This window comes from Ulvibacterium sp. (genome assembly GCF_028285715.1).
Taxonomy (GTDB): Bacteria; Bacteroidota; Bacteroidia; order Flavobacteriales; family Flavobacteriaceae; genus Ulvibacterium.
The window spans coordinates 503,619-517,252 of the sequence record NZ_JANQOO010000021.1; the positions used below are offsets into that span (position 1 = coordinate 503,619).

Here is a 13,634-nt window from a genome sequence, read left to right on the forward strand (position 1 = left end):
TAATATAGTATGACGCAGGCCACCATAGAAAAGGAGAACAGACAAATTGCCAAGCAATACAAGGAATTGCTACGCATAAGCTATCAGACTTTGTCCGATGATGACAAAAAACTGATACGATCTGCCTTTGAGGTAGCCGTAGATGCGCACAAAAATCAACGGAGAAAGTCGGGCGAAGCCTATATTTTTCACCCTATAGCCGTAGCGAAGATTGTAGCTTCGGAAATAGGCCTTGATGCGGTTTCCATTGCCTCTGCCCTATTGCATGATGTTGTAGAGGATACCGAGTATACATTGGATGACATAGAGCGTATGTTCGGGGAGACCGTGGCCCGCATTGTGGACGGTCTTACAAAAATAGCACACCTTAAAAAGGACATGAACATCTCCCAACAGGCGGAGAATTTTAGGAAAATGCTGCTCACACTTCATGATGATGTGCGGGTCATCATCATAAAAATCGCAGATCGATACCACAATATGCTCACCTTGGATGCCATGCCGGAGCACAAGCAGGTTAAAATGGCGTCGGAAACACTTTATATCTACGCTCCCTTGGCCCATCGCATCGGACTTTACAATATAAAGACCGAATTGGAGGACCTTAGCCTAAAGTATACGGAGCCAGAAGTCTATCAGGATATTTCGGAAAAGATAGAGGATTCCAAGGTCGAGCAGCAGGATTATATCGATGCCTTTTCGAACATCATCGATAAATCATTGAAAAAGGAAGGTCTCAACTATTATATCAAGGGCAGGATGAAATCTATCTTTTCCATTCGGAAGAAGATGAAGACCCAAAATGTCTCCTTCGATGAGATTTATGACAAGTTCGCCATCCGAATCATTTACAAGTCCGACAAGCAGAACGAAAAATTCCTGGCCTGGAAAATTTATTCCATTGTAACCGATCATTTCACGCCTAACCCGGTTCGGTTACGGGACTGGATTTCCTCTCCAAAATCCACAGGTTATGAAGCCCTTCATATCACGGTAATGGGACCTCAAGGGAACTGGGTAGAGGTACAGATACGCAGTGAACGTATGCATGAAATTGCGGAAAAGGGATATGCCGCCCACTTTAAGTACAAACATGGGGAACAAAGGGAACAAGGTATAGAAGTGTGGTTGAACCGTCTTCAGGAAGCTTTGGAAAATTCCAATGGCAGTGCTGTGGATTTTGTAGAGGAGTTTAAATTGAATCTCTATTCCAAGGAAATCTTCGTTTTTACGCCAAAGGGCGAACTTAAGTCGCTTCCTAAGGGAGCCACACCCTTGGATTTTGCCTTTAACATCCATACCGAGGTGGGTATGCGCACCCGGGGTGCCCGGGTAAATGGCAAATTGGTTCCCCTGAACACAACGCTAAATAGTGGAGATCAGGTAGAAATTATAACCTCGGATCAGGCCAAACCCAATCAGAATTGGTTGGACTATGCCACTACGGCTAGGGCAAGGGCCAAAATAAAATCGTCCCTACGGGAGGAAAAGAAGAGTATTGCCCAAGAAGGCAAGGAAGTATTGCGACGAAAGCTGAAATCTCAAAAGGTTACCCTAAGCGAGGATGTGGTTAATAAAATGGTCATTTATTTTAAACTCAAGACCAGTCTGGATTTGTTCTATCGAGTTGGGATCGGGGCCATAGACAATCAAAAAATCAAGGAATTTGCCTCTTCATATAGCAATGCCTTTATTAGTTTCTTCAAAAATAAAATCCGTCGGCACTCCGTCCCTGAGGATATTGACAAGGATGAGATTACCTCCAAATATGACGTACTCGTATTTGGAAAGGATGAAGAGAAGTTGGATTATAAACTATCCAAGTGTTGCAATCCTATACCCGGCGATGAAGTCTTTGGTTTTATCAGTGTCAATGAGGGTATAAAAGTGCATAAAAAGAACTGTCCCAATGCCATATCACTTCAGTCCAATTATGCGTACCGTATAATAAGCGCCAAATGGATAGATTCCACCCAAGAAGAGTTCAAATCCGAAATTCGGCTTACTGGAATCGATAACCTGGGACTTGTCAGTGAGATTACGGATGTCATCTCGGATGAGATGCACGTAAATATGCGTAATCTTAACTTTAGTACGGAAGGTGGCACCTTTACGGGAAGTATTACCGTAGTGGTCAAAAATAATGGTATCCTTAAGAAATTGATTACCAATTTAAAGCGCATAGAAGGCATTGACAAAGTAACACGAATTTAAATTTTAAATGTACCTTTGTGGTTTAGCAGTGTTGGAAAATTGTAATGACTCCGAATAAGAATCAAGAAATAGTAAAAAGTGTTTTTACCACTTTTCTAGAAGAAAACGGGCATCGGAAAACCCCGGAAAGATACGCCATACTCCAAGAAATTTACGATAGTGACGACCATTTTGATATTGAATCCCTGTACATCAATATGAAAAATAAAAAGTATAGGGTGAGTCGGGCTACCTTGTACAATACCATTGAACTCTTGTTGGATTGCAAACTGGTGCGAAAGCATCAATTCGGGAAAAATCAAGCCCAATATGAGAAATCCTATTTTGATCGACAACATGATCACGTTATCCTTACGGACACCGGAGAAGTCATGGAGTTTTGCGATCCCAGAATTCAATCTATCAAAAAGACTATTGAGGAGGTTTTCGACATCAAGATAAATACGCACTCGCTTTACTTTTATGGCACGAAAAACCAAGAAGAAAACTCAAACAACTAACCAAAGCATACATGGCGGTAGATTTATTGTTAGGCCTACAATGGGGTGACGAAGGAAAAGGAAAAATTGTAGACGTACTGACGAAAAATTATGATATCATAGCCCGTTTTCAAGGTGGGCCAAACGCAGGACATACATTGGAATTTGATGGAATAAAGCATGTATTGCACACCATTCCATCGGGAATTTTTCACAAAAACGCCGTCAATATTGTCGGTAACGGGGTAGTCATAGATCCTGTGATTTTCAAAAAGGAGTTGGATGCGTTGGGGAAATTCAATATAGATTTCCATTCAAAACTGTTGATTTCCCGAAAGGCTCACCTCATTTTACCAACCCATAGGCTCTTGGATGCAGCTTCGGAAGCCGCGAAGGGAAAAGCAAAAATAGGTTCTACCTTAAAGGGAATAGGCCCCACCTATATGGACAAAACCGGGCGTAACGGTATGCGTATCGGGGATTTGGAACTGGATGGCTGGAAAGAAAAATATAGGGCCTTGGCCGATAAGCACGAAGCCATGATCGCCTTTTATAACGTGGACATCGAGTACGATCTTAAAGAGCTCGAGACCGAATTCCTGAATGCTGTTGAGACACTTCGGAAACTACAGTTCATCGATAGCGAGGATTATCTTTTCCAAGCACAATCAAAAGGAAAAAAAATATTGGCCGAAGGTGCCCAAGGATCCTTGTTGGATATCGATTTTGGGACCTATCCTTACGTAACCTCCTCCAACACCACGGCAGCAGGGGCCTGTACGGGATTGGGTGTTGCACCTAATAAGATAGGCGATGTAAAGGGTATTTTTAAGGCGTATACCACAAGAGTAGGAAGCGGTCCTTTCCCAACAGAACTGTTTGACCAAGATGGGGAGACCATGGGACGGGTAGGCAATGAGTTCGGAGCCACTACAGGCAGACCAAGGCGATGTGGTTGGTTAGATCTTGTGGCCCTTAAATATGCGGTCCGAATCAATGGTGTAACCGAATTGATGATGATGAAGGCCGATGTATTAAGCGGTTTTAAGAAAATAAAAGTTTGTACGGCCTACAACTACAAGGGCAAGGAAATTCAACATTTACCCTATAACATTGAAACCGAAAACGTAACGCCGATCTATTCGGAAATGGAAGGCTGGGAAAAAGATCTCACCCAAATGGAAAAGGCGGACCAACTTCCAAAAACCTTGCATGCGTATATTGAGTTTTTGGAGCAAGAGTTACAAGTACCCATCAAAATTGTTTCCGTTGGGCCGGATAGAACGCAGACAATACATCGTTAGAAACATACGAATTGACAAATCACTTCACATGGATAAAAATCGTATTTTAAGAATTGTCTTGGTTGTTTGCGTCTTTGCTTCCATTTCCTGCACCAGCCAAAAAATAGTAGATAAGGGCTTTACCAATCTCTTTAATGGCGAAAATATGGAGGGTTGGGTCGGCAATAAAGAATCCTATAGGGCCGAAGATGGTATGATCATTGTAGATCCCAACGGTGGCGGTAGTGGTGGAAACTTATTTACCAAGGAGGAGTACAGTGATTTCATTTTCCGATTTGAATTTCAGTTGACCCCGGGAGCCAATAATGGGTTAGGCATCCACGCACCGTTGGAAGGAGACGCAGCTTATACGGGTAAAGAACTCCAAATTTTAGACAACACGGCGGAAAAGTATGCGGAACTGCAACCTTACCAATATCATGGGTCGGTTTATGGCGTGATTCCAGCTAAACGTGGTTTTTTAAAGCCTGTTGGCGAATGGAACCAACAGGAAGTGATTGTCAAGGGTTCTTCTATAAAAATCAATTTAAACGGAACCACCATAGTCGATTCCGATTTTCTTGAAGCCAGCAAAAATGGTACGATGGACAAAAAAGACCATCCAGGATTGCAACGAAACAAAGGACATATCGGTTTTTTAGGACATGGTGATGTAGTTCGTTTTCGGAATATTCGTATAAAGGATCTTACCAAAAAGTAAACTTTAAGGCATTATGAGCAATAAAACGAATCGCAGGGAATTTGTTAAGAAGAGTGGCCTAGGAATTTTAGGCGTGGCATTAACCCCCTCCCTAGTCGGGAAATTGGTCAATAAGGGACGTTTGCGCACAGCACATATTGGAGTTGGAGGTATGGGCATGGAAGATTTAAAAGCCATATCCTCACATAAGCTAGTAGATGTCACCGCATTATGTGATGTAGATTCGAAGCGATTGGCTGCCGCGCTTAAACTTCATCCAAATGCCAGGACGTATTCCGATTACCGGCTTATGCTACGTGAAATGGCAAATGAAATCGACGCCGTTATCGTTTCCACCCCGGACCATACCCATGCACCAGCCTCTATGTTGGCCATGGGAATGGACAAACCTGTATATTGCCAAAAACCGTTGACACACCATGTTTCCGAGGCTAGGGCGATGAAAAAGTTGGCCGCAGAAAAGAATTTGGTTACCCAAATGGGCATTCAGGTGCATTCTTTTTACGATTACAAATTAGCAACACTCTTGATCCAATCCGGAATCATTGGAAAAGTACATACCGTAAGGGCATGGTCTCCCAAAAACTGGGGATATGATGGGTCTGCACCCCAAAGCGTAGATCCGGTTCCGGACACTTTGGATTGGAATCTTTGGTTGGGAACCTCGGCGGAAAGACCCTATAAGAAAGATTTTTACCATCCCGTCAATTGGAGAAAATTAATGGATTATGGTTGCGGTACCTTGGGAGATATGGGCGTACATATTTTTGATACCCCATATAATGCCCTTGAGTTGGATGTGCCAAAAACCATAAAGAATGAGTGTAGGGAACCTAACGGGTTTGCCTACCCTCAGAACAACATAGTCACTTACAAATTTCCAGGAACAAAATATACGGACAAAACGCTAAAATGGATATGGTACGATGGCCCGGGAGCACCTGAGAAACATAAAGACCTGGAATTGCCCAATGGAGAGAAACTTCATGATCAAGGGGCCATGTTCTTGGGGGAAAAGGGAAAGCTGTATCTTCCCCATTTTCAGAAGCTTCCCCAATTGATAGTGGATGGCAAGTACAAAGAAATGGACATTGAATCCTTTAACTTGGGCGCGCCGGTAAGGGACTATGCGTCCGAAGGCAAAAAGCATTACCACCAATTTGTGGATGCCTGCCTTGGAACAGCGGAGTGTAGTGCTCCATTTTCTTACGCTTCCCGATTGACCGAAACCATACTTCTTGGGGTTATTGCAGGGCGTTTTCCGAACAAGACCTTGCATTGGGATGCCAAAGCGGCCAAGTTCTCCGAAGAAGAAGCCAATCAGTATTTGGAATCGGCCTATAGGGATTTTTAGTACTGGCCCATAGGTAATTCATATGGTATCCGTCGGTCAAAATTGAATCCAGGCTTTATTGCTTAAAATTGAACGGTATTAAATCTATCCTAATCCCTGGGGGTCGTCGTTGAAAAAATCCTATTTTTGGGCAAAATTTGAGTTTGCATAAACTAGTTCCTTATTTAACGATGTTATTTTTTTTCGGAAATGTCTGGTCGCAGGATAGTTCCGAGGTACAGGACAGCGTTCAGAGTAAGCAAATCAACATCGTCTATGGGGCCAACTTCACCAAGGATGAGGAACAATTTCCCGGTGCTTTCATTTTTAGTAAAGACGATAGGCAAGTCCAGTTTGAACATGAAGGTGCCGATCTTTGGTGTGATATAGCCATCCATTACCAAAAGGAAAACAGGTTAAAGGCCATAGGCAACATTAGGTTACAACAAGGGGATTCCGTGTTATTGACCAGTGGAAAAATAGATTATGATGGCCAGACCAAATTGGCAAAGGCATGGGAAAACGTTGTTCTGGAAAATAAACAGGAAAATCAGGAGACCACACTTCGTACGGATACCTTATATTTTGATCGGGAAAAACAGGAATCCTACTACGATAGCTTCGGTACCGTAGTAGATTCAGCCAACACTTTGACCAGTGAGATAGGGCGCTATTTTTTGGAACTGAAAAAATACCAGTTCCTGGATAGCGTGCATATTGATAACCCTCAGTACATAATGGATTCCGAGCGCCTGGATTATTACGAAACTTCCAAAAATGCGTACATGTATGGACCGTCTACCATAACGGGAGAAGAATATAAAATCTATTGCGAAAGGGGATTCTATGATACCAAAATAGAGAGTGGTTACGGAATTAAAAATACCAGGATAGATTACAATAACCGCATCATTGAAGGTGATAGCGTGTTCTTTGACAAGGCTACGGAGTTCGCTTCCGCCACTAACAATATCAAAGTAACGGACACGGTAAACAATGGAGTCATTAGGGCCCATTATGCGGAAGTATTCAAGGCAAGGGATTCTGTTTTCGCTACGAAACGGGCCGTATACATTTCATTAATGGAGCAGGATTCGCTATATGTTCATGGCGATACCTTAATGGTAACGGGCAAACCCGAAAATCGTATTTCCAGGGCATTTCGAAACGCTAGGTTCTACAAGACCGATATGAGCGGAAAATGCGACTCCATTCACACCGAAGAAAGGACCGGACTTACCCAACTTATCCGGGATCCCATAATCTGGAACGGTGAAAATCAGATGACCGGGGATAGCATCCATCTAATTTCGGATTTGCAAACCGAAAAGTTGGATTCCCTAAAGGTACTCAACAATGCCTTTATCATTTCCTTGGACAGTATTAGTATGGAAGGGTACAATCAGGCCAAGGGAAAAGATTTATTCGGACAGTTCGAGGATAATGAACTCAAGATTATTGACCTGGTTAAAAACACCGAGGTAATATACTATATGTACAATGATGATGATGAACTCTTAGGAATCGATAAGACCATATGCAGTGCTATTCGGATGACCTTGGTAAACAGCGATGTGGAAGATCTTACCTTTTTCGTAAACCCTGATGGCGATATCTTTCCAGAAAAAGATTTGCCCAAGGAAAGTAGAAAGTTAAAAGGATTTATCTGGCGCGGAGATGAACGCATCATGACCAAGGACGACATTTTTGATGAAGATGACAATAACATTCAACTGGTTACCATTCAAGGTATCGATAACCCCATAGATATAGATGCAGAAGCGGAAAACCGTACTAAAAATGCCGGGGATCCGGTTAACGAGATTCCACCCGACCCGAATGGGCAAGCCCCGGAGCCCAATACCCGGCCTAAAGTCCAAAAAGTTAGAGTAAACTGATTTGTAACGCGGATTTGTTAGGCATTATGAAAGAAGATTTTTTCAGATACCAGGCACAGACCACGCCGAATCCTTTAGGTTTGGAAGTATCGCATGCCAAGGGAAGCTACATTTATGATTCCAGTGGAAATGCACATTTGGATTTTGTGGCAGGGGTATCCGCATGTGGACTGGGACATTGTCACCCCAAAGTAGTTCGGGCCGTAAAGGAGCAGGTAGAAAAGTATATGCACGTTATGGTATATGGCGAGTATATCCAAAAACCGGCGGTGGCCTATACCAAATTACTTGCTTCCTTACTGCCACCGCACTTGGAGACCACGTATTTGGTCAATTCTGGAACTGAAGCCATGGAAGGAGCCTTAAAATTGGCAAGACGTTATACCGGGAGAACACAGATCATTGCAGCTCATGGCGCTTACCACGGAAATACAATGGGGAGTTTAAGCCTAATGGGTTATGAAGAAAGAAAAAGCGCCTTTAGACCTTTGTTGGGCGATATTCGTTTTATACAATTCAATTCCTTAACCGACATTGGGAAAATTACCGAAAAGACTGCTGCGGTTGTTTTGGAAACCATACAGGGTGGTGCCGGATTCATCGTTCCTAAGGACGGTTATCTGGAAAAGGTAAGGGAACGTTGTAAGCAAACGGGTAGTTTGTTAATATTGGACGAGATTCAGCCGGGATTTGGAAGAACAGGCAAACTTTTCGCTTTTGAACACTACAATTGTAGCCCGGATATTTTGGTATTGGGCAAAGCTATGGCATCCGGATTACCTGTCGGTGGCTTTTCGGCTTCAAGGCAAATGATGGCCACCTTGCAGGAAAGTCCCAAATTGGGGCACATTACCACCTTTGGAGGAAATGCTGTAATCGCTTCGGCCTGTTTGGCCACACTCCGGGAAATTTCGGAAAACACTTTGATTCAGGATACCTTGGTAAAGGAAAAGCTGTTTAGAAAATTGCTACGGCATCATCTTATACATGAGATAAGGGGGAAAGGTCTATTGTTGGCCCTTATTATGGAAAGCGGGGAAATGGCCAGTTACGTTGTACTGGAGTGTGCCAAAAGAGGGTTGATACTTTTCTGGCTTTTATTCGAACCTAAAGCAGTGAGGATTTCACCGCCACTTACCATATCCAAACAAGAAATAGAAAAAGGATGCGCGATTATCCTTGAGGTTTTGACAACATTTGAGCAATAATTTGTTAACTAATTTGTTAATAATATAGCCTAGATCGAGAATGAAAAGTATCTTCAAAAGATTACTTTTAATTCCATAGTTTAATCAAAACGTGCCTATGGCGTTAGATTCTAGCGAAAGACCGGGCCAATCCGTGGCCAAGTTTGAGTCCATGCTAAAAACGGATGATATCTACTTTTTTGACGCGGAGGATTTTGAGGAAATCATACATCACTATCTCAACCATGGCAAAATAGCCTTGGCCAAAAAGGCTATAAAAATAGGGTTGCGGCAACATCCGGGAAACATTGAGTTAAAGCTTTTGGAAGTGGAGGTTCTTGTTTTCGAAAACCATTTGGAGGTGGCAGAACAACTTTTGGACGAACTTCAGCTCTTGGATGCCCATAACGAAGAAATCTACATCCAAAGGGCCAATATCCATTCCAAAAAGGACAATCATGAAGCAGCGGTATTATTGCTTCAGAAAGCTTTGGAGTTGGCTGAAAACAGTTTTGATATCCATTCGCTATTGGGCATGGAATACCTTTTTATGGATGATTTTAAATTGGCGCAGAAAAGCTTTATGAAATGCGTCAATTTTGATGAGCAGGATTATTCTTCCCTGTACAATGTTATCTATTGTTTTGAGTTTTTGGAGGATTACGATGGGGCCATACATTACCTTAACGACTATCTGGAACGCAATCCGTATTGCGAAGTGGCTTGGCATCAGTTAGGCAAACAATACTTCACCAAGGAAATGTATCCAGAGGCATTGACGGCCTTTGATTTTGCCATAATATCGGACGATTCGTTCATCGGGGCATATTTTGAAAAGGGCAAGGTGCTTGAAAAATTAGGGAAATATAAAGACGCCATTGAGAATTACGAGACAACGGTTAAAATCGAAGATCCCACTTCCCATGCCTATTTACGCATTGGCAAATGCCATGAAAAACTGGGTAACAACGACATGGCAAAATACTATTACTACCAGACTGTCCACGAGGATCCGCTGCTAGATAAGGGTTGGTTGGCCATTACCGATTTCTACGCAAGACTTCATAACTATAAAAAAGCCTTGTATTATATTAACAAAGCTTTGAATATTGATGGGGAAAACCCACATTATTGGAAAAAATGTGCTCTAATCAATGCCTTTCTCAATAATTATGAACAGGCGGACTTCGCCTTCAAACAAACCGTAGAATTAGGCAATTATGAACTGGAAACTTGGCTCCAGTGGGCAGATGTATTACTAAAAAATGATGACATTCCGACTGGAATACAGGTTTTGTTGCAAGGAAAGGAGTTTTATCCAGAAAGTGCCGAAATTCAATACAAAATGGCAGGATTATATCTGTCGGCACAGGACATAGCAAATGCCAGGGTAAGTTTAAAGGAAGCATTACATACCAATTTTGAAAAGTTATACCTCTTCGAAAAGGAGTTTGCAGAATTCCAACATTTGGGGTGGATACATGATATAATCTCCAATTGTAAAAGGGCTTCGAGATAAAAAAGCTACTTTTGTCCTTTTTGTCCCTATGGAAAATAGAAGCCTCTTCCAATACTTTATTATCGGATTAAAGGGAATGGCTATGGGTGTGGCCGAACTTGTGCCAGGAGTCTCTGGGGGAACGATAGCTTTTGTCGCTGGTATCTACGAGGAACTAATCGCTTCCATCAACAATGTGCACCCTAGTTTGATAGGTGTTTGGCGAAAAGAAGGTTTTAAGGCTTTTTGGCAAAAATTGAATGGTAACTTCTTGGTCATACTATTTCTAGGAATGCTGGTTAGCATTTTTTCATTCTCCAAATTGATCAGCTGGCTTTTGGAAAATGAACCTATCCCCTTGTGGTCCTTCTTTTTTGGGCTGGTTTTGGCTAGTGTCTTGTTTGTGGCAAAAGCTATACAAAAATGGGGGGCAATGACCATTTTTTTACTGTTATGCGGTGCCATTGTCGCCTATTTCATAACTGGCCTCCCACCTTCACAAAATACGGATAGCCTCCCCTATTTGTTTTTTTCCGGGGCATTGGCCGTTTGTGCCATGATCTTGCCTGGTATTTCAGGTTCCTTTATTTTGGTTCTTTTAGGTTCGTACAAGACTGTTTTGGATGCTGTGGACGACAAAAATTTCAAAATACTTATAACGGTCACCTTAGGTGTAATCTTTGGGCTCTTGAGTTTCGCACGACTTTTAAAATGGATGTTCGACCATTACAAGAATATAACTTTGGCTATTTTAACGGGTTTTATTTTAGGCTCTTTAAATAAAATATGGCCCTGGAAAAAAGTTTTGGAAACAAAGCAAATTGCTAACAAGACCATAGTCCTGGATGAAAATGTATCCCCATTTTTGTTTGAGGGAGACAATCAAATAATACCGGCCGCAATTGCCGCCCTCGTTGGTTTTTCCCTTATTTTTATCCTGGAAAAAACGGCCTCGAAAAAATGAGCCCTATTCCTTATGTACAACCCTAGAACATTTACGGATAAGGTATTCCTGGTTCTAAAGGGGCTTTTTATGGGTGCCGCAAATAAAGTACCTGGGGTTTCTGGGGGAATTGTGGCCTTTGTGGGGGGCTTCTATGAAGAATTCATCTATTCACTGCAAAAAATAAATGGGAAGGCGTTTAAACTGTTGTTCAATGGCAGATTCAAAAGTTTTTATCAGTATGTAAACGGTCAATTTCTATCGCTCCTCATATTCGGAATGTTGGTCAGCTATTTCAGCGTTTCAAAATTGCTCGACTATTTTTTGGAACGCAAGGAACTCTTTGTCTGGGCCGCGTTTTTTGGAATGATTTTGGGATCCATTTATTACATCTCCAAAGATTTCGGCCACTGGAACAAAAGGACCATTCCAACAGGTATCCTAGGGCTTCTTGTAGGTATTTCTATTAGTTTTTTGAGTCCGGCTAGGGAAAATGACAATTTAATATTCATTTTTTTATGCGGAATGATAAGTGTTTCCGGAATGACCTTACCGGGACTTTCTGGTTCGTTTATTTTGATATTACTAGGAAATTATGTGCTTTTACTCGTCGATTCCGTAAATGCCCTTTACGACACATTGGCCGAGGTAATTAAGGGTGACTTTAGCTTTATGAAAAACGAAGAACGGCTGGACACGCTTACCATTCTGGCCGTTTTCACCACTGGATCCGCAGCTGGATTGGTAACCCTCTCCCATATCCTCAGTTACGTGCTCAAACACTACAAGCATATGACAACAGCGGTCATTATTGGTTTTATTACGGGCTCCCTAGGCGTGGTATGGCCATGGAAGAGAACAATGTTCAAAACGGATGCCCTTGGAGAGATGTATTTGGATTCTAACGGGAAGCCGATTATTGTGAATTACGAGCGGTACTTTCCGGATTTTGGAAACCCGGAAACTTGGTGGGCCTTTTTCTTTGTGATCTTAGGAATTTTTGTTTTATTGGCACTGGAGTGGTATGGCGAATACAGGAAACAAAATAAATAGGTATGGCTTGGTAGGAAAAAACATTTCCTACTCGTTCTCCAGAGGATACTTTGCCCAAAAGTTTACTGATATGGGCTTGGATAACCATTCTTATGAAAATTTTGACCTGCAACATATCGAAGAATTCCCTGAAATAATCCGTCATACTAAAGGACTAATGGGCTTAAACATAACTATTCCGTACAAGGAAGAAGTAATGCCCTTTTTAACCGGAATAGATGATACTGCAAAGCAAATCGGTGCCGTTAACACCATTAAATTAAAGGGTAGGGAATTAATCGGATACAATACCGATGCACACGGATTTCAAAAGTCCTTGGAACCCTTTCTTGCAAAGCATCATGGCAGTGCCTTGATATTGGGAACTGGTGGGGCTTCCAAAGCAGTAGCCTTTGTTCTTGGGCAGTTGGGAATTACGTTTCGCTTTGTATCCCGAAATCCAATCCATACCCAACTTGGATATAAAGACATCGACAAGGACATTCTGCAACAGCACCAGGTAATCGTCAATTGTACTCCATTGGGCACCTATCCCAATATAAAGCAAAAACCTGCCCTTCCCTACGAGTGTCTAAATAAAGGGCATTTATTATATGATCTCATTTACAATCCGGCCAAAACCGCATTTTTGTTGGAAGGGGAATCCCGGGGAGCGACCATATGCAATGGCCTCCGTATGTTGGAACTTCAAGCGGAAAAGGCTTGGGAAATTTGGAATGGCTAATCTTGGTTCCTATTTATCCCTGTTTTGGCAATTCGTTTCTTTCCTATACCTTCTGAGTTTATATGCGGACAATTATCTTGGAAAGATAGAAGATAAAAACAGGTTGTAATGTAAAACCCTTCTGATGAGCGTGTCGGTTAAGGGTAAGAAGTATTCCAGGTTCGCCTTACTAAAGAAACCTTCCATAATTTTTGCGGTTATTCAGGTTGTTAGTATCTTAACCATAGCAATTGTTTGCAAAACCCAAAACTATTGACCATGTTGGAAGGGAAAGACCAGGAACTACAGGAAAATGTAGAGG

11 protein-coding genes are annotated in these 13,634 nt (G+C 42.1%); all 11 read left to right on the forward strand.

Annotated features, from left to right (window positions below; all coding sequences use genetic code 11):
- Positions 1 to 9 precede the first annotated feature (9 nt).
- The gene (locus Q0993_RS16190; protein WP_299534965.1) at positions 10 to 2,214 is read left to right on the forward strand and encodes a RelA/SpoT family protein; all 2,205 of its coding nucleotides are present in this window, start codon (positions 10 to 12) and stop codon (positions 2,212 to 2,214) included.
- Between the two features lie 44 nt (positions 2,215 to 2,258).
- On the forward strand, positions 2,259 to 2,714 hold the full coding sequence (locus tag Q0993_RS16195) for a Fur family transcriptional regulator (RefSeq protein WP_299534967.1): 456 nt from the start codon (positions 2,259 to 2,261) through the stop codon (positions 2,712 to 2,714).
- Between the two features lie 11 nt (positions 2,715 to 2,725).
- Positions 2,726 to 3,997, forward strand: coding sequence for an adenylosuccinate synthase (locus tag Q0993_RS16200; protein ID WP_299534970.1), 1,272 nt, complete (start codon positions 2,726 to 2,728; stop codon positions 3,995 to 3,997).
- Positions 3,998 to 4,025: 28 nt separating this feature from the next.
- Positions 4,026 to 4,697 carry a DUF1080 domain-containing protein gene (locus tag Q0993_RS16205; protein ID WP_299534973.1) on the forward strand — a complete coding sequence of 224 codons (672 nt, stop codon included), beginning with the start codon at positions 4,026 to 4,028 and terminating at the stop codon, positions 4,695 to 4,697.
- Between the two features lie 13 nt (positions 4,698 to 4,710).
- Positions 4,711 to 6,051, forward strand: coding sequence for a Gfo/Idh/MocA family oxidoreductase (locus tag Q0993_RS16210; protein ID WP_299534975.1), 1,341 nt, complete (start codon positions 4,711 to 4,713; stop codon positions 6,049 to 6,051).
- 170 nt (positions 6,052 to 6,221) lie between these two features.
- Positions 6,222 to 7,928 (forward strand): OstA-like protein, encoded by a 1,707-nt coding sequence (locus tag Q0993_RS16215; RefSeq protein ID WP_299534977.1) that lies wholly within the window; start codon positions 6,222 to 6,224, stop codon positions 7,926 to 7,928.
- Between the two features lie 26 nt (positions 7,929 to 7,954).
- Entirely contained in the window at positions 7,955 to 9,136 is a 1,182-nt protein-coding gene (locus tag Q0993_RS16220; protein WP_299534979.1) for an aspartate aminotransferase family protein, read from the forward strand.
- 97 nt (positions 9,137 to 9,233) lie between these two features.
- Positions 9,234 to 10,634 (forward strand): tetratricopeptide repeat protein, encoded by a 1,401-nt coding sequence (locus Q0993_RS16225; RefSeq protein WP_299534980.1) that lies wholly within the window; start codon positions 9,234 to 9,236, stop codon positions 10,632 to 10,634.
- Positions 10,635 to 10,662: 28 nt separating this feature from the next.
- Positions 10,663 to 11,577 (forward strand): DUF368 domain-containing protein, encoded by a 915-nt coding sequence (locus Q0993_RS16230; RefSeq protein WP_299534981.1) that lies wholly within the window; start codon positions 10,663 to 10,665, stop codon positions 11,575 to 11,577.
- Positions 11,578 to 11,589: 12 nt separating this feature from the next.
- Positions 11,590 to 12,609, forward strand: a complete 1,020-nt coding sequence (locus Q0993_RS16235; protein WP_299534982.1) for a DUF368 domain-containing protein — start codon at positions 11,590 to 11,592, stop codon at positions 12,607 to 12,609.
- On the forward strand, positions 12,581 to 13,333 hold the full coding sequence (locus Q0993_RS16240) for a shikimate dehydrogenase (RefSeq protein WP_299534983.1): 753 nt from the start codon (positions 12,581 to 12,583) through the stop codon (positions 13,331 to 13,333). The genes Q0993_RS16235 and Q0993_RS16240 overlap by 29 nt, the downstream gene beginning before the upstream one ends.
- The last annotated feature ends 301 nt before the right edge of the window (positions 13,334 to 13,634 follow it).

Coding starts and splice junctions, on each gene's coding strand:
- Q0993_RS16215 (WP_299534977.1), top strand. CDS start 6,222: ATGTTATTTTTTTTCGGAAATGTCTGGTCGCAGGATAGTTCCGAGGTA.
- Q0993_RS16190 (WP_299534965.1), top strand. CDS start 10: ATGACGCAGGCCACCATAGAAAAGGAGAACAGACAAATTGCCAAGCAA.
- Q0993_RS16230 (WP_299534981.1), top strand. CDS start 10,663: ATGGAAAATAGAAGCCTCTTCCAATACTTTATTATCGGATTAAAGGGA.
- Q0993_RS16195 (WP_299534967.1), top strand. CDS start 2,259: ATGACTCCGAATAAGAATCAAGAAATAGTAAAAAGTGTTTTTACCACT.
- Q0993_RS16210 (WP_299534975.1), top strand. CDS start 4,711: ATGAGCAATAAAACGAATCGCAGGGAATTTGTTAAGAAGAGTGGCCTA.
- Q0993_RS16205 (WP_299534973.1), top strand. CDS start 4,026: ATGGATAAAAATCGTATTTTAAGAATTGTCTTGGTTGTTTGCGTCTTT.
- Q0993_RS16200 (WP_299534970.1), top strand. CDS start 2,726: ATGGCGGTAGATTTATTGTTAGGCCTACAATGGGGTGACGAAGGAAAA.
- Q0993_RS16240 (WP_299534983.1), top strand. CDS start 12,581: ATGGCGAATACAGGAAACAAAATAAATAGGTATGGCTTGGTAGGAAAA.
- Q0993_RS16220 (WP_299534979.1), top strand. CDS start 7,955: ATGAAAGAAGATTTTTTCAGATACCAGGCACAGACCACGCCGAATCCT.
- Q0993_RS16235 (WP_299534982.1), top strand. CDS start 11,590: ATGTACAACCCTAGAACATTTACGGATAAGGTATTCCTGGTTCTAAAG.
- Q0993_RS16225 (WP_299534980.1), top strand. CDS start 9,234: ATGGCGTTAGATTCTAGCGAAAGACCGGGCCAATCCGTGGCCAAGTTT.